This is a genomic window from Microbulbifer maximicatervae (SeqCode) (assembly GCF_056231245.1).
In genome coordinates this window covers 1900190-1916465 of record NZ_CP174334.1, presented here as the reverse complement: position 1 = coordinate 1916465, position 16276 = coordinate 1900190, and the positions used below count along the sequence as shown (strand labels likewise).

Genomic DNA, 16276 nt, shown 5'->3' with positions numbered 1-16276 from the left:
TCAACCTGCAACTTAAAGGGTAATTCATCCCTAAAAGCCAAAAGAATAGCTCTCTCTTTAGATCTATATTGTGTCGGCTCTATCAAGTAGCGCTTTAGATATTGGGCAAATTTTTTTAGGTTTTGGACTTTCTTTAGGGAAAGGAAAATACATGCAGATTGGGTTGTTTTGTATGGGGAAAGTAAGATGGCCAGAACTCCAACCATCTTAAGCAAACCCCAAAACTCTATACGAGATGAAATACTTCCTGCAACACTAAGCAGAACCAATTTATGAATAGAGCTAGCTTTTCCATACCCTATCGATCTGCCATGAATCGAATTTATGTTCCGCCCGATAATGCATATTACTGACCAAGTGAAAGAAGAAGTAAAAATCCTCTTTATCCTCAAACCAAAACTCCCCAAAGTTCGGATCAAAGAAACAAGCATCCTGCTTTTGCCCGCCAAATGACTGGGCACCAACCCAAGCAGCTACTGCATGAGCGCCCGGATTCTCGTCTCGACTAGAGCGCATTTCAATTAACGCATAGGCTCCATTAATCTGTTTAAGCCGCTGTCGCAAGGAATCCCTGTTTGATCTTCCGGTAGCTGAAGAAAGCACTCTCAACCGATTTAAAAGTAACCATGCCCTATGAGAAGCTTCCCAGTTGGCACTTTGCTGCCAGGCTTGCTGTTGTGCCGCTATTCGTTGGTATTTCCCCATATTGAAAGGGATAAATCTTCGCTGATCCCAAACGCCACCCAAGTGATTTACTAAAGAGTCGTCATAAGCATGATACTTAATCCAGTGTGAAACCAGCGACAAACAGATTCCACTGCCAGAAATCTGTCGGATATTCAACACAGGAAATGATTGGGAAAAATCCCAAGTACATACTCCACCCAACTGGCGCGCCATAGAGTAAACGCTGTACATAAAAGGTCCTACGAAAAAATTATTGTGACTCTGTACTTAAGGAGCCTCTGAATAACTACGCGGATAGAGTGAAATCTGTAACGGCCCCCTTATTAACCGTAACCATTTCTGCTCAAGGTGAAAGTGAGGCTCAAGGGTTCTTTTCTCCGACGCAGGAGTTGGAACTTTACGCGCCAACCCCACCGCCGACTTTATGATTTGGGCGCAAGTTTTTAGATTTTGGTCATATTTTAACGACAACCAAATACAGGGAAGCAAATTCAGAGAAGACAGGAAAAAGACAAAAAAGTGGAGGGGAATTAACTGTGCTAAGCGTCACAACAACAGGCAGCACTCACCGCGCCGCCTGCTTCTGCAATCTAACAACGTTTAGTCGTGCATTGGGTTGCGAAGAATTGGGCAAACAGCGTCTTCTTTCTTAGCCATATACCACTGGTGGTATTCATCGGCATAGTAGAACGGTTGGGCCATGCTGATCTCAGTGGTGATTGACCGCGATCTTTAGCATCCAGCGCCTCCTGCACAGCCGCCCTACTTGCTTCCGCCTCCTGTTTCTGGCCTTCATTCAGCCAGAAAACACAGGAACGGTACTGGGAGCCGATATCGTTACCCTGTCGCATCCCCTGGGTTGGGTCGTGGTGATCCCAGAAGATACGCAGGAGCTCTGCATAGCCCACCTTTTTCGGATCAAAGATTACTTTTACCACCTCCGCATGCCCGGTACGACCGGTGCAGACCTCATCGTAGTTCGGGTTTTCAGTGGCGCCATCGGTGTAGCCTACGGCAGTGGCAAAGACAACATCCGTATCCCAGAACCCATGCTCTGCGCCAGAAGCACCCCATACCAAAAATGGCGACCTCCAGGTGCTCGGGGAGTGGCTCTTTAATGGTGTTGCCATTTACAAAGTGGGTCCCACTGGGTATTGGATAAATATTTTTAGATTTTAGGCGCTTTTAGACATAAAGTAATTAAAGTTAAGTTGAGGGGACCGGCCTCCAAGAGCCCCAGATAACCGAGGGAGCCTTTAAATAATCTCACAATATCTCTACGGATTGTGATTACATTTCACCAAAAATACGACAGGCACTTCAAGCACAAATACAGGCCAATTTTAGGCTTACCCGAAGGCAACAAGCTGCTCACTCTTTTGGGGGAGCACTTACTAGCCAGGCAGAAATAATCAGTACACTCTGGCAATATAAACTGCATGAAATACGATGCCAGAAAACTTAGTACTGAGAAGCAGCACCTCATACGTAAAATTGCTGTTCAGCGAGTATTTGATGGAGAATCTGCGGCGGAGGTTAGTCGTAGCTTAGGGCTGGGGAGCAGAACTATTTTCCCATGGTTAAGGACTGCTCGGGAGAAAGGTATTAAAGCGCTATCTCCAAAAATTAGACCTGGACGCGGTAGAAAGCTATCAGCTATTGAAGAAAAGGAAGTCAAGCGATGGATTATTGGTAGCGATCCAAGGCAATATGGCTTTGACTTCGGATTGTGGACACGTCAGATCGTATCGGATTTGATTTTTGAGAGATTCAAGGTTGAACTTAGCATTTCTGGTGTCGGCACACTGGGCCTGACGCCACAAAAGCCTCTACGAAGAGCTTACGATAGAGATGAGAAGACGGTGAATAAATGGGTAAAGGAAGTCTACCCAAAGATTAAATCTTATGCGAAAAAAACTGGGGCAGAAATATTTTGGCTGGACGAGGCTAATATCAGATCAGACGATCCACTCCAAAGGACATGGGGAGAAAAAAGAAAAACTCCAGTGGTAAAAACGAGTGGTCAAAGACAGTCAATCAATGCGATCTCAGCTTTATCGAACAGAGTTGGCTTCTGGTGTCATATTTATAGTGAAAAGTTCACGGCAGAAAAGTGCGTAGAATGCTTCAAAAATTTCCAGAGAAGTCCGAAAAGACCAGTGATTCTCATTGTTGATGGGCACCCAGTACACAAATCGAAAAAGGTATTGGAGTATATCGATTCACAGGATGGCAAGCTTGAAGTGGTGTTCTTACCGCCATATGCACCAGACTTAAATCCAGATGAGTTGGTCTGGAATCATATGAGAAATATAGGGACCTCAAAGAAGCCGCTGAAAAAAGGTGAGACACTACTGAGTCGTGCAAATGCAGATTTGCAGAGCATCAAGAAAAATAGAAAACTTGTAAATCATTTTTTCAAGAGTCGTCTGTATTCTTTGCTGCTGCCTAGGTAATAAGCTCGAAAATCCTGCCTGTCAGCACAAGCATTCAGTGCTTCTACTAACCTATGATATCGTGCCTTATTGTAGCTAAACTGGTCTTAATATAGCGAAAGGGTTGCTCCAGCTTGGTCCCAACCTGTACTTCTTTCCATTATACGAAATCAAATTTTCTCCGGAAGAGATTTTTAGCTTGCTCGGCTTCAACGTTATGTTACAGACCATATTTCGATCTTCCCACATTTCCACGCCGATGTAGTGCCAACGGCGTGTACGATTCCGGTCTCATCATCAACACCAATAATAAGTTTCATATCAAATACCATTGCCCACCCTTCTTGATCTTGTAGATCTCTGGATTATGAGCTTTTCTTATTTTTGGTAGAACTGCGCGCACTGATAGTTCACTGATAGTTGTTGCATCTACGATGCATCCTTTTTTCAGTAATACGCCATTTTCTATGATCTGCTTGTGAATAGCCGTGAAGAGTTGACGAGCAAATTATTGTGTCTCAAGCAAATAGCAAAACTTAAAGATGATTTTTTTATCCGGGATAGGCTTTGTCAGTGCCACCCCAGCAAAGCGACGCATGACTTCGATTGCATAGAGGACGCCACATGTACGAGCTAGAATTACTTACTTTTTCCCTGTTTTCTAGTAATTCAGGCTTAAACTAACAGTGGTTACATTCTTGCTTCGCTCACTGGGAGTAATTAGTCCACCGCTTGTGATAAGTACGTTTTTTCAAAGTTCCCACTGGAGACAAAATTGCGTCGACCGGGAAGCTTCGTCTGAGTTTTTAGTCAACTAGGTGCTTGGAACATTTGGAGTAAATTTGTACTATTCTATGCGAATAAGATAATCTCGCCACCCCTGAATTAATAGCTTGATTTTGTTCTGACGATGTATTGTGCTTTATTGTATTAACCTGCTGATTATTTATCCTGCCCCCAGCATACTATATCCACCTCTCTGAAGCTTCTGTAGACTTTCGATGCCTGAGTGTTTCACTCCTCACTTGTAGCTCATTCCTGGGCCTTTTTTACCTTTACGCGGCAATAGATATTCCCGATGACTCATTAGGGCCATCTATTCCCGAAATCTTTAGAAATCAACAAAATAATGACCAAAAACTAAAGATGAGATATGGGTGAAATCTAATAATACTTGAACCTTGTGAAACCTATAAGAGTTAATGAAAGTGACTATCCCGTTTTTTAAATCCATGGCTATAGCTATGCTTCTATTCACCCTTGCAGGCTGTAGTGGCGGAGGGGGTAATAATGGCGCTACTGGCGGTGAAGATACCACTATAGCGGGGTCGCCTGCGGAAGACCCAGCTGCTGAGGACCCACCTGCTGAGGACCCACCTGCTGAGGACCCACCTGCTGAGGACCCACCTGCGGAAGACCCACCTGCTGAGGACCCACCTGCTGCCCCCGAAGCAGTTCAGGGTTTTACCCTGAGCTTCGAGGCAATCAAGGTTTTCCGTTTTAATTGGAGCGATGCGGAAGGGGCTACTCATTACCACCTGCTGGAAAATCCTGATGGAATTTCCGGTTTCACACGTTTAGTCGAGGATATTCCCAAGGGTAATGGGACCCTTGAGGTACAAGTCCCACTGCACGCCCGAACAAATGCGCTATATATACTGCAAGCTTGTAACAAGGTGGGAGAGCAAGATCTTTGCACTGATTCTACCTCCCTTAGCGTAAACGACACCTTGGTGGAGAGCATTGGCTACTTCAAGGCAAGTAATACAGGTATTAGGGACGTTTTCGGAGTGTCAATCGCCCTCAGCGCAGATGGCCACACCCTTGCAGTAGGCGCTACCTTAGAGGAAAGCGATGCGACCGGTATCAATGGCGACCAGGAGAACGATGATGGAGTCAACCCAGATGGAACTAGCCCAGCAGGTGCGGTCTATGTGTTTACACAGGTAGATAACGCCTGGGTACAGGAGGCCTATATCAAAGCCAGTAATAATAATGGAGGGGGTCTTTTCGGTGTTTTAGATCTGAGCGGGGATGGCAACACTTTAGCCGTTGGTGCATTCTATGAGAACAGTGGCACAACGGGTATCAATGGCGATCAAACCAATACTGACGCCCCTCAATCCGGCGCGGTCTATGTTTTTACACGTCTAGATGGTGCCTGGACACAAAATGCTTATATCAAAGCTAGCAATACATCCCCCTATGACTTATTTGGACGCTCTTTAAGCCTCAGTGATGACGGCCGTCTTCTAGCTGTAGGTGCGCCTTTTGAAGATAGCAGCACTACTGGCATCAATGGCGATCAAACAGATCCAACTGTTATACTTGGCATCCCTGACGAGAGTGGAACTTGGCAAATAGAGGATAACAATGAGAGTCAGGAAATCGGCAATACTGTGAATTCAGGAGCGGTATATGTTTTCTCCCATATAGATGACACCTGGGTGCAGGAGGCTTATATTAAGGCTAGCAATACCGGTCTTCTGGATGAATTCGGAATTTCCGTCAGCTTGAGTGGGGATGGTACAACTATGGCTGTTGGCGCGACCGGAGAGGATAGCAAAGCGGTGGGTATTAATGGCGAGCAAAGCAATGATGATGCCCTTTACTCGGGCGCTTGCTACGTATTCTCCCGTACGGATGGTAATTGGGCGCAACAGGCGTATATCAAAGCGAGCAACTCTGATTATGACGATGAGTTTGGCTTGTCAGTTGACCTAAGTGCTAATGGTAACATCTTGGCCGTTGGTGCTAATAATGAAGACAGCAATGCCATAGGCACTGATGGCGATCTAAGCAATAATGCAGCCAAAGACTCTGGTGCTGCCTATGTCTTTGCCCGTGCAGATGGCCAGTGGGCGCAGCAGGCCTATCTCAAGGCCAGCAACTCAGATGCCTCTGACAATTTTGGTGAATCAGTTAGCCTGACTGCCGACGGTCGAACTCTGGTAGTTGGAGCACCCAGAGAGGGCAGTATCGCTAAGGGTGTAGGGGGAGACCAAAACAATAACAATGCCGAAAATGCTGGCGCAGCTTATATGTTTGCTCTAGTTGATGGGACCTGGTTGCAGAAAACATATTTGAAAGCAGGCAATACTGATGCAAATGATGCTTTTGGCTTTTCCGTCAACCTCAGTGCAGATGGCGATACCCTGGCTATTGGGGCTCCCAATGAAAGCAGTAGCTCTACTGGTATTAATGGTGATCCGGATAATAACCAAGCTGAGGGATCCGGTGCGGTTTATATATACTGATAGAAGCCTGACGCCCAGTAAAATCCCCCATCTTATTTCTTGGATTGGGGGGGTAGTGGCGCTTGCGTAGGCAGTTCGGTTATAGGGCTGGTATCTTTCAAAGAAAATCGCATTCTAAGAATTTAGTAAGAACTTTGCTTTTAAGATCGGCCCTCAAATCAGCAACCACCCGCATAGCGGGTGGTATGGTGAAAGCCCCCAGAGGGGGCTATTTACAACCCCGCCAGTTGCATCTGCACTTGCCGGCGTTCTTCAACCTCTTGATGCTTGATGTACTCTCGAATCATCTGCTCATCAAGACCTACTGTGCTCACTCAGTAACCCTGAGCCCAAAAGTGTCTTCCTGTGAAATTTCTCTGCACATGCCTGTACTTCCGAAATATCTGGATCGCAGATTTCCCTTTCAGAAAACCAACCGTATTGGAAACACTTAACCTTGGAGGAATCATTAACAACATATGAATGTGATTCCTCATTGCGTACCCCTCGACCAACTCAATACCTTTTTGACGACATAAGTCTCGGAATATTGCTCCAATCTCATGTCTCAATGCTCCAAATAACGCATTCTTTCTATACTTGGGCACAAATGCCACATGGTACCTGCAATAATGTTTCACGTGAGCATGGCACTGCCAATCTAGCATATGGCCTCCTTAAAGAACTTGCCGGTTCATGGAGGCCATATTTTACTCTGCACGCCGGAACGGCGGAGCCTTGTCTAGTCTCACCGCCTGAGGCGGTGGTTTACCTATTTGTTAATTAGAATGCGTTGCAATTACTGCTAGTACATCAGTTAATGGTTGCTCTTCAGCATAAAATTTAAATGGTTCACTCCGTAGATCTTCAGCCAATACATAATTAACCGAAACAGCACAAAAATTAATTAGAAAAAATAACACTAAGGTGCAATATATTTATATAGCTGATTTTCCTTAATTTCGTTAGAGTTAATCTTTGGCAAAACACTTTCACACAATGAACAATGATAATTTGTAAATTCATAAAATTCTTCATAGGAGACGCTATTTTTGATAATGGTCTGAAAACCGAAATATTTTACAACGTCAGCTATTATAGATTTTGCAAACCCAGGCCATGCATAGCCCTTTCGCATAGCATTCGTTAGGAGCACCCCTCTATGGATAGTTCCAGATTAACACTAACTAGCAAATATTCATTTCGTAACTCATAAAATAAAACGCTAAATTTTGAATCAAAATTTAAACAGTAAGATTTATCAGGGCCATCTATGATCTCAGATATGAGAAAATCGAGGCATAATTTTGTTAGTTTGTCATTCAGCGGCATAATGATCCGAAGCACCGCCATAGTCATTTATTCGAACTTCAACAGCGAAAACATAAAAATTCTTTTAATTTTAACTTTTTTATGCAAAGGACAATTGTATAGCGATCTGAAGATATTTATTGATCATGCAATATACAGCTTGATTAACATCCAATCAGCAGTATTTTGCGCACCTCATGAACAAGGTGCACAAAAAGTTATACTTTTATACCGAGCTTATTATCAACACTGAGATTACCTGATAATGCTCCTGAACTTATTGAGTTATTTTTTGATGTAATCAATTCATACCAATACATAGCCGCCTGATACAGTTCATTAACCCTTTTTACTAATGAACCCACCTCAATATTTTCAAAATATTCTTTATCACAAAGTACTACCTTTTGTGACTCTGGATTGATTGATAGCGTTGCATACTCTGTTCCTATCCACAGGTAGTTTGCTTGAAGCATCAAGTTACAGAAATGCAACTCCTGACCTTGGGGTATGCCACATATATCTAGAGTTAAAACTACAAACTCTCGGCTGTTCTCTTCATGGTGATAGATATGCATATCAATATCATCCCAAGAAATACGACATGAATCTTCTACCGGCTCCATTAATGGTTGCTGTAAGTTAATTGATAAATCCTGGATCAGTCTTTGAAAATCTAAATTCACAGTGAGTACTCTTTATAAGATCTCTAAATAGTTAAACTTGTTTTTCATGAGCCCTCAGCCAACGAATAACATCAGCTACAGGTTCAACAAATTCATCGGTTATACTTTGATCAACGCCTATCTTAGAATATAGCGCCCTTGCTAAGGGTACATTTTCAATAATTGGGACATCATTCTTGCTTGCTAAAATTTTTATCTTCCAGGATAATATAAATTCACCTTTCATAGTTACATACGGAGGCCCCGTGCTTGTATAGGTCAGCATACATTCTTATGATCTATGCCGGCTTCGTCAATTAAAGACCTGGCACCATACTCTAAAATACCTCCTTTGAATTCAAATGATGATAATACTGGCTCCTGCTCTCTATCAACTTTCTTCAATATTTTCGAATTACTAATCGAAGCACTTGCTGACTCCGAAAGTTGTGACCTCAATGAAAGAAGGGCTATTCCCTTCTTTGTTATATCTAAAGAAAAGTGTATCGAAAACCTCTTGAACTCTTCTAGAGTTCCAGCTTCAGTAAACTCATCCTTGTTAATTGCGCTCGCCAGCTCAGAAACCCTACTCACATCCTTCACATTTAAAGAAGCTTTTGTCATTTTTTAATGTTCTAGCATCAATATCCTTTCGGGATAACTTTAGCTCTATTTTGGTTTAGATTCTTATATTTATGCAAAAATGATGAAAATTCTTTAAGGCTATTATCTATTGTCTGAAGCATTGATTCCCCTAAAGGGGGCAGCTCAACTTGACGTTGGATACTATCTATAGCCTTGGGATTTTCAACGATACGAGTGACAACAAGTGGCGGACCGTTATATGAGTTCATTTAGCCCCCTTAAGTATAACAAAATAAATTAATGGCTATGCGTACAATTAATTATCGTGCATTGCTGTCAAGCAACTCCTATTTTCCTGAAGCTTACTAAAATTATTCATTATCGTTTCTCTCTCTTCTGGAGAAAGACTTCGAGGATTCAAGCCCATATAGAAACATCCAGGCTCAAAAAATTCCACCTCGTATAACTCTAAATCATATTTCCGAACCGTATGCTCCATGTAATGCATCGAGTCCCAACTCTTGGTTGCAATAACATCTACATCGCCCTCTTTAAGCATGTCTATACACTTACTTATAGATTTACAGTCAACAAATGCAAAAGCATTTGGATGTAAATTTATCAAACTTGGATCAACTCTCAAGGACGAGTCATCAGCAACATGGCTTATAGTTTTTACTTTCGAAAAAACATCCCTGCCAGAAATATTTGCTAGGTTATACCTTTCCTTGAGAGTAAAGCAATTAATAGATGCCTCACCAATCAACCTTTTTCCCAGCTTGTTGCACCCCCCTGATCTGAGATAATCCATTGACTAATGACAACATCATAATTACCTAACGCTAGCTTTCTTTGAAGATCTCTAGCTGATAGTTTGTCAATTGAAAAAGGGGCGAATCCTTCTAAGCAATTATATTTTTAAAACAAAACATCTGACGCTTTACTTGATATTACGCTTTCAACTTGCACTCCAATACTTAGTGTCGAACTTATCTCTGCATCACTTGTCTTTTGTACAGCACCACCTATTATTATAGAACCAAATAGACACGATAAAAAATATCTCAGGTACATTTTTGTCGAGCCTCAGATGGAGATATTCCATATTTTGACTTATACAGCTGGGTAAAGTACGACTGACTAGAAAAACCGCTCTCTAGGGCAATATCCACCAGTCTTCTATTGGTAGTACGAATTTGGATATCTGCGTGTCGGAGCCGCTTTTCGTTAATCCAGGCTTTTGGTGAATTTTCTTTATAAACTTGTCCAAACATTTTTTTAAAAGATGTCAAGCTCATGCCTATTTGCTTCGCATATGTAGCCACAGACCAGTTCTTCGTAGTGTTGGACTCCATGAATCTTCTAAATTTCTCATGTGTAGGATTAACCCTATTTAGCAGTTCGTCAGCAAGAATTTCCCCATGCTCACTATTTAGTTTCAAGAGAAGCAGTTCTTCCAGCTTAAGAGCATTTAACCCATCATTGTCTAATCGGCCTAGCAGCCTAAAGGAGTCCAAAGTTATTCTCGTTAGCTCACAGCTTGGAAAGATGATTGGGGAAGCATACTTGGGTAATGAGGACTCCACCATTTTAGCAGCCTGTTTCTTGAGAATAAGCGCATTGTCATACCTCTCATAGAACCTGGCTAACATTGCTTCACGAATACGAACGCAAATAGCTACAATATCCTGGGACTCACTTTTATTACTCAAATTAAAGTCTGTATCAGAACCAACAAGCCAAACCTGCCCAACTGATAACTCAAATTTGGACTGGTTATATGTAATACTTGCAGAACCGGCTACCATCAAGACTAAATTAATAACCGGTGCAAATATGAAGGCAGCAGATTTTCCTTGAGGAATTGAAATAGTAATCAATTCTATTAAATCACCACTATGGTGACTTTCAATAGTTATTTCCCGTTCTGAACAGCATACCTGCCCTTTACTCAAGGCAATATTCATACTTTCAACAACTCACTAAAATTATTTCTTTAAATATACCGCTCAAACTCAACATCTATACAATAGACTTTGATAGTGCGTTAATTGTTGTACTATTATGAGAGTGTAGATCATCAATCATAGATTGAAATGCACTATTTAGGTTATCGACTAAGTTTATCTGCGCATTATTAGGAAAAGTTTCTGAGGAAAATTTACTTAGCGGGGTTTGGTAGTCCCCTACACCTCTCCAATCAGCAATACTTGCGTTATTTTTGTATGATTTTTTCCAGGGCATGGGATTGTAAGCAGGGTCCAGAGTATTCAATTTCCTTTGCTCAAAATAGAGTCTTTCATGTAGGTCATACATTACGACCATTTCAATTTCGCCTTTTAGTGAAAGCTGCTCCTGAAACCAACTATCTACTGCATTTATCCTGCTTTTTAAATCTGTAACAGCTTTTTGTTTATCCACTAAATGTTCAACAAGTAGCCCATTCATCTCAAAAACAATTTTCTCTGGTGCAACCTCAATATCATTATGATAATATCTACCTGCATCATAGACCGAAAATACACCCGCGTTGATATCCGCCCTCATCTTATTTCGCAAAGCTTCTCTTGCCGCACGAACCTCCTCACTTATTTGCTCGGGTGCTTGATCATCCTGAGTATAGAGCTTCGCAATTGCATCCACATCTTGTTCGAATGCACCATTCGCATCAAACAGAAGTAACTTGGACCCTTCTGATAGCACAGCAATCATAGCTGTAGGCGAACTTCGAGTTTGACCTAGAATCTCACCTTCTGTTGCTTCACGTACATTCCCATCACTGTCATAGCGAAATTTCGATGCTCCAAAAAGCCAAACATCCCCACCACTATCAGATAGGTTAGTTTCTTCACTTTTGGTCGCTTTCATACTATTCTGGGAGGCCATACTAATAACCCTTAGGCTCGCCCCCAATTGATTCCGGTCATACTGTCTCCTTTGAGCCTACACCAGTTTTGTATACATCTTGTGCGAAATCTATATGTTATCGAGTGACCCAGTAAGAATTTTCGGTTTTGCTAAATGCCCCGGGGAAAATTCTTGTTTCAGTACAATATTTAGTAGCCATGTTACGTAGTATCAGAATTCACGCTTTAGATTTTCCTGTTTTTTTTTTTGATTTTAGACTTTTTTCCCTGTTTCGTGGCACAGTGCTTCATCTAGCTTAGCCCCCTCAATCACTCCACTAATATGTGTGTCTGACTTCGCGTATTAAGTGTCCTGCAAGGCTTAAAGTTTATTCTGCTTCACATCTATCGCTCTAAATTTGATTTAACTCATGCTGAAGTAGTACATTTTTTTGAAGCGAGACTTCCCAGTTTATTGTTCTTCGCTGGATATCTCTCAAAGTTATTTATGCTGACCTATTTAAGCCTCATTCAACTTAATCCTATTAAACCCTGTATCCATTTGATCTAGCGTTTGAAGTATCGTTTAATCTATCAGTTGATTGTTCTGTGCCCTTCCATTTCCGTTTTCAGCCCCGACTCAGTCATCGACCTCACAAACATCCACACCCTATCGGTGATCAACAATTGGGATCAGCTCTTTACGAGCTTCTGTCTGCTATACGGCCGATAGCTGAAAATTTTTATCACTCCTTGATTGCCCCGCCTCCCCGCCAAGTTATCAGTCTTGATGATGCGACTGATTTATACTCTACTTACTCAGCGTGACATCAATACTGTTCATGTGTTTCCATTTGGCAGGTTCTACAAAGATAATCTTAGCTTCCTTAATCTGCGGATTTCTTTATGATTTGTATTTAAAACTGTCACTCTCTATCATCAGTATCTCCATATGGATACCACATCAGCTGCCAGCTCTTTGGATTTGCATCACCTAAGGTGATTCTGGATACATCGGTATGGTAAAGCGGGAATATCTGAAAGAGACAATGGTGGGCTGGTACATAGCGTTTAGACCGAACAAGCTAAATCCCTTCCAGGTCAAATGTCACTTCGTAAAGTTGAAAAGAAAGAGATGCAGGTTAGGGTCACCCCTTCCGCTATATCAAGTGTCAGCTTGGCTACAATAATGCTCGATAACGCGGGTTGGTGAAAAATACTTGACACCTGTAATTACAGGTAGGCTTTACGATTTTATGGATAGGGAGAAAATATCTTGCTGCCTTGGGATATTGCGCCTGAAATCCGTACACAGAGGAATTCAGACAAAAACTTGGGAGATTTGTGCAAAAGTTAAAGCTATCTTCGTGAGAAGCCCAATTTTTATCCAGCCCAGGCTGGTCCGATAATAAGACCTCCTTAATCAGAAGTCTCTTCGAGAGTCTCTGAACAACTCCGCAATGTCTCTGCAGGCCTTGAATATTGCAGGGTTAAGCGTAGATCGCCGTGAATGGCTGTACAGCTGTGGCCTTTAAGACCTGCCCTTCGGGGCTTGCGTAGCGATTCACACTCCGCGCTGCGACTTATTGAAAGATCTAGCGATTCCTGCCAAGCCGCGCCTTGATTGTGAACCGCTCTGCATCCAGAGGTATCATGAAGTTGTTCAGAGGCACCTAATTCTTGATGGCGGAAGCCTCCCACGAAAGTTGCCGTAAAATATTTTGCGGAATATTGGTTAATCAACGCTAGAATATTTTTTATTTAATCGATATATTTTTTACAAACTTGAAATTGGCATCTACTGTAACCAGAGGTACTAAAAATGACCAGAACTAATAATTTCGTCGAAGAATTCTAAAGCAGGAAAATCTGCATTTAGTTACCATAACTCAAGTAAATGACTTATAGGATTTTCACTCTATGATAACTAGGTTCCACCTATATATACCTTTTGTATGGATATAGAGGGCCGTAAATTGTTTTTTAATTTGTAAAATACCCGAGATCTTCATAGGATTAGCTTAGCAGGTCTTATAGTTAAGGTTTGAAATTACTACTTTATGTCTAAAATAACTCATGTAAACCAGACAATTAGCACAGGTAAAATAGATTCTAAGTACTCAGCTGACATTGCTGTCGACCAGTATCAGGGGGAGTTCTGCCATGTGCGTAAAGATATGCAAAGATTGATAGATATAAACTTTAATCGCTTACCTCTTTCCTCCCCCAATTTTATTACTGGGGGCGACGCGCCTATTGATGCAAGTACTTCTAAACGAGCACTAATTCGTTTTTTACAACAACTAAGTACAATAACAGGAGCGGCCAGCACTTTAAATATTGCAGAAAAACTCACTGAAGTTGTAAAAATTGTAGAGAATGTTGAAAATGATATTTTGCATAGCAAATCATAAGGGTAATTAGCACAACGGTCAATTTATTCAACCGTATATAGACTTACTACTTTTGATTACCCAAAAATCGCTGAACTGATTAATTTTATACCACCCTTAAAGAATCTAATAATTATGAACAGGATAAATTATGCTGTCCTTTAACTTTAGTCCACCTAAGATTTTCCATACAAGTAAACCATCCAAGAAATCTCTACAGTGCACACTAGAACCTAACACTGCATCAAGCTTTGAGAGACTTCGTAGATATACTTTTAAATCGTATATTATAGTTTTTGCTGATACCAATGGAGTATATAGTGGTTGTAGTGGTCTAATCCTTCCGGACACTTCGCTAAGATGGTAAAACTACCAAGCGAGGTGAAGTATGACAACAAAAGGTACACGTCGGCATTTCAAGCCGGAATTTAAGAAAGACGCCGTAGCGCTAGTCTCTGAGCAAGGGTATTCAATTTCTAAAGCAGCAGAGGTTGTAGGAACAACAGCCAATAACCTGCGACGCTGGATAAAGGAACTGAAGCAGGAAGAAGACGGTGTGAGGTTGGATGTAGGTGAGCGCGCAGAATTAGAGCGATTACGACGTGAAAATAAGCAGTTGCGGATGGAGAAAGAAATCCTAAAAAAGGCCAGCGCCTTCTTTGCGAAAGAAATGAAATAAAGTACAGCTTTATTGAAAAACAGCAAGGCAGCTTTCCTGTTAGGGTGCTCTGCCGGGTAATGCAAGTAAGTAAAACTGGTTATTACGATTGGTGTTGCCGTGGTAATAGCTCAATAGATGCTCAAACATGGCAACTATGCCATCGTTTGAAGGCCCTATTTGCAGAATCTAGACAGAGCCTGGGAAGTCGTCGGTTAATGAAGCTGTTACGTAAAGAAGGCTTTGAAGTCGGGCGCTATCGAGTCCGCAAGCTCATGAAAAAGCTAGGCTTGGCAGTAAAGCGTAAGAAGCGATTTACACTGACGACAGACAGTAAACATCACCTGCCGGTCGCAGAGAACCTTCTGAATAGGGAGTTCTCACCGAGCGCTAAAAATCAAGTTTGGACGACTGATATTACATATATTTGGACTTCGCAGGGCTGGTTGTACTTGGCGGTAGTGATTGATCTCTATTCGCGCCGGATTATTGGTTGGCATCTAGATCGCAAGATGGAAACGGCCCTGGTAACTCGTGCGTTGATGATGGCTGTCAATTTGCGTTCGCCCCCAAAAGGTCTCCTGCATCACTCTGATCGTGGCAGTCAGTATGCCAGCCATACCTACCAAACGTTATTGAGTCAGCATGGGATGGTGTGTTCAATGAGCCGTAAGGGAAATTGTTGGGACAACGCACCGACTGAACGTTTCTTCAGCAGCCTGAAGCGGGAGTGGGTAACGGGAAACCTTTATCCGACAAGGGAGGATGCGGTAGCAGATGTAAGAGCCTATATTGCTTATTACAACTCACGCAGAATACATACAACACTGGGAGACCTAGCCCCTATCGAATTTGAGAAATGTGCTTAAAGAAGTGTCCGGTTGGAGTTGACCACAACAGGTCAGCATATGGAAACCCCCTCAGAAATAACATCTTCTGCATCGATCGAAAAGCCACCCTCTCCGATACAAAAAAAATCAGCTTTACATAAGTGTGTAAATGATATTAAGAAGCGCGGAGCTTGGAACACCAAGCTTTTAGATATGCACCCATCTCTTTTGCCTCAATGTATAATAAGGCCTATCAATATAATTTCTCCTGGCTACAACCAGGTCTTGGCGATAGGTGAAGAGTTTTCTAGTTCGTCTGCAGTAAATTTATTCCTAGACAACAATCACTATCAACTAATTAACAATGTAGTCAAGAATCCATCAGATTTGATTGAGTTAGAAAAAGCAAAGCAGCTAGAATTAACTAATGCCCCAGAAGATGGAAATTGCTTATTTGCAGCAACAGCTAAATATTTAAATAACCTTCAGATTAATTATGCATCTCTTCGACAGAAACTTGGTGACTGGGTAGCAGATAATCCTAACCACTCATTAGCTCAAGGTTTTGTCATTAATGAAATTATTTAGTCTGCATTGCTGCGTTGTGTTTCCAATCTGTCCAGGAAGGCT

General features: G+C 41.9%; 14 protein-coding genes and 1 pseudogene. 5 read left to right on the top strand and 10 right to left on the bottom strand.

What is annotated here, in order from left to right; all coding sequences use genetic code 11:
- Positions 1–282: 282 nt before the first annotated feature.
- Together ACJJIS_RS08295 and msrA are read right to left on the bottom strand one after the other, a co-directional pair.
- Positions 283–918 (bottom strand): YopT-type cysteine protease domain-containing protein, encoded by a 636-nt coding sequence (locus ACJJIS_RS08295; RefSeq protein ID WP_475709981.1) that lies wholly within the window; start codon positions 916–918, stop codon positions 283–285.
- 359 nt (positions 919–1277) lie between these two features.
- A complete protein-coding gene (msrA, locus tag ACJJIS_RS08290; protein WP_475709980.1) occupies positions 1278–1817 on the bottom strand; it encodes a peptide-methionine (S)-S-oxide reductase MsrA in 540 nt (179 codons plus the stop codon).
- A 309-nt stretch (positions 1818–2126) separates the two neighbouring features.
- Here msrA and ACJJIS_RS08285 point away from each other — a divergent pair, with 309 nt between their 5' ends.
- Both ACJJIS_RS08285 and ACJJIS_RS08280 read left to right on the top strand, forming a co-directional pair.
- Positions 2127–3143: an IS630 family transposase gene (locus tag ACJJIS_RS08285; RefSeq protein ID WP_444897030.1), complete on the top strand. Its 1017-nt coding sequence runs from the start codon at positions 2127–2129 to the stop codon at positions 3141–3143.
- A 1181-nt stretch (positions 3144–4324) separates the two neighbouring features.
- Complete coding sequence (locus ACJJIS_RS08280) at positions 4325–6379, top strand: FG-GAP repeat protein (RefSeq protein ID WP_475709979.1); 2055 nt, start codon at positions 4325–4327, stop codon at positions 6377–6379.
- Between the two features lie 212 nt (positions 6380–6591).
- Here the strand turns inward: ACJJIS_RS08280 and tnpA are convergent.
- From tnpA to ACJJIS_RS08240, 8 genes and pseudogenes are all read right to left on the bottom strand, one after another.
- Positions 6592–7026, bottom strand: a pseudogene (gene tnpA / locus ACJJIS_RS08275) (IS200/IS605 family transposase).
- 861 nt (positions 7027–7887) lie between these two features.
- Positions 7888–8355 (bottom strand): type III secretion system chaperone, encoded by a 468-nt coding sequence (locus ACJJIS_RS08270; RefSeq protein WP_444897028.1) that lies wholly within the window; start codon positions 8353–8355, stop codon positions 7888–7890.
- Between the two features lie 31 nt (positions 8356–8386).
- Positions 8387–8620, bottom strand: coding sequence for an EscU/YscU/HrcU family type III secretion system export apparatus switch protein (locus tag ACJJIS_RS08265; protein ID WP_475709978.1), 234 nt, complete (start codon positions 8618–8620; stop codon positions 8387–8389).
- Positions 8614–8958, bottom strand: a complete 345-nt coding sequence (locus tag ACJJIS_RS08260) for a hypothetical protein (protein ID WP_475709977.1) — start codon at positions 8956–8958, stop codon at positions 8614–8616. Before ACJJIS_RS08260 ends, ACJJIS_RS08265 begins: the two co-directional genes overlap by 7 nt.
- Before the next feature lie 17 nt (positions 8959–8975).
- Positions 8976–9188, bottom strand: a complete 213-nt coding sequence (locus ACJJIS_RS08255) for a hypothetical protein (protein WP_444898300.1) — start codon at positions 9186–9188, stop codon at positions 8976–8978.
- Between the two features lie 47 nt (positions 9189–9235).
- Positions 9236–9685, bottom strand: coding sequence for a hypothetical protein (locus ACJJIS_RS08250; RefSeq protein ID WP_475709976.1), 450 nt, complete (start codon positions 9683–9685; stop codon positions 9236–9238).
- Between the two features lie 298 nt (positions 9686–9983).
- On the bottom strand, positions 9984–10886 hold the full coding sequence (locus tag ACJJIS_RS08245) for a helix-turn-helix transcriptional regulator (RefSeq protein ID WP_475709975.1): 903 nt from the start codon (positions 10884–10886) through the stop codon (positions 9984–9986).
- Positions 10887–10941: 55 nt separating this feature from the next.
- Entirely contained in the window at positions 10942–11787 is an 846-nt protein-coding gene (locus tag ACJJIS_RS08240; RefSeq protein WP_475709974.1) for a hypothetical protein, read from the bottom strand.
- 2038 nt (positions 11788–13825) lie between these two features.
- Between ACJJIS_RS08240 and ACJJIS_RS08235 the strand changes: the two genes are divergently transcribed.
- From ACJJIS_RS08235 to ACJJIS_RS08225, 3 genes are all read left to right on the top strand, one after another.
- A complete protein-coding gene (locus ACJJIS_RS08235; protein ID WP_475709973.1) occupies positions 13826–14179 on the top strand; it encodes a hypothetical protein in 354 nt (117 codons plus the stop codon).
- A 367-nt stretch (positions 14180–14546) separates the two neighbouring features.
- A protein-coding gene (locus ACJJIS_RS08230) for an IS3 family transposase (protein WP_475708187.1) occupies positions 14547–15685 on the top strand; the annotation gives its coding sequence in 2 pieces (ribosomal slippage) (positions 14547–14796 and positions 14796–15685; 1140 coding nt in all).
- 39 nt (positions 15686–15724) lie between these two features.
- On the top strand, positions 15725–16234 hold the full coding sequence (locus tag ACJJIS_RS08225) for an OTU domain-containing protein (RefSeq protein ID WP_444898305.1): 510 nt from the start codon (positions 15725–15727) through the stop codon (positions 16232–16234).
- Positions 16235–16276 lie beyond the last annotated feature (42 nt).

Bases quoted from the DNA above. Each gene is read 5' to 3' on its own strand.
- ACJJIS_RS08285 (WP_444897030.1), top strand. From the start codon at position 2,127: ATGAAATACGATGCCAGAAAACTTAGTACTGAGAAGCAGCACCTCATA.
- ACJJIS_RS08240 (WP_475709974.1), bottom strand. From the start codon at position 11,787: ATGAAAGCGACCAAAAGTGAAGAAACTAACCTATCTGATAGTGGTGGG.
- ACJJIS_RS08245 (WP_475709975.1), bottom strand. From the start codon at position 10,886: ATGAATATTGCCTTGAGTAAAGGGCAGGTATGCTGTTCAGAACGGGAA.
- ACJJIS_RS08225 (WP_444898305.1), top strand. From the start codon at position 15,725: ATGGAAACCCCCTCAGAAATAACATCTTCTGCATCGATCGAAAAGCCA.
- ACJJIS_RS08235 (WP_475709973.1), top strand. From the start codon at position 13,826: ATGTCTAAAATAACTCATGTAAACCAGACAATTAGCACAGGTAAAATA.
- msrA (WP_475709980.1), bottom strand. From the start codon at position 1,817: ATGGCAACACCATTAAAGAGCCACTCCCCGAGCACCTGGAGGTCGCCA.
- ACJJIS_RS08255 (WP_444898300.1), bottom strand. From the start codon at position 9,188: ATGAACTCATATAACGGTCCGCCACTTGTTGTCACTCGTATCGTTGAA.
- ACJJIS_RS08295 (WP_475709981.1), bottom strand. From the start codon at position 918: ATGTACAGCGTTTACTCTATGGCGCGCCAGTTGGGTGGAGTATGTACT.
- ACJJIS_RS08265 (WP_475709978.1), bottom strand. From the start codon at position 8,620: ATGCTGACCTATACAAGCACGGGGCCTCCGTATGTAACTATGAAAGGT.
- ACJJIS_RS08260 (WP_475709977.1), bottom strand. From the start codon at position 8,958: ATGACAAAAGCTTCTTTAAATGTGAAGGATGTGAGTAGGGTTTCTGAG.
- ACJJIS_RS08280 (WP_475709979.1), top strand. From the start codon at position 4,325: ATGAAAGTGACTATCCCGTTTTTTAAATCCATGGCTATAGCTATGCTT.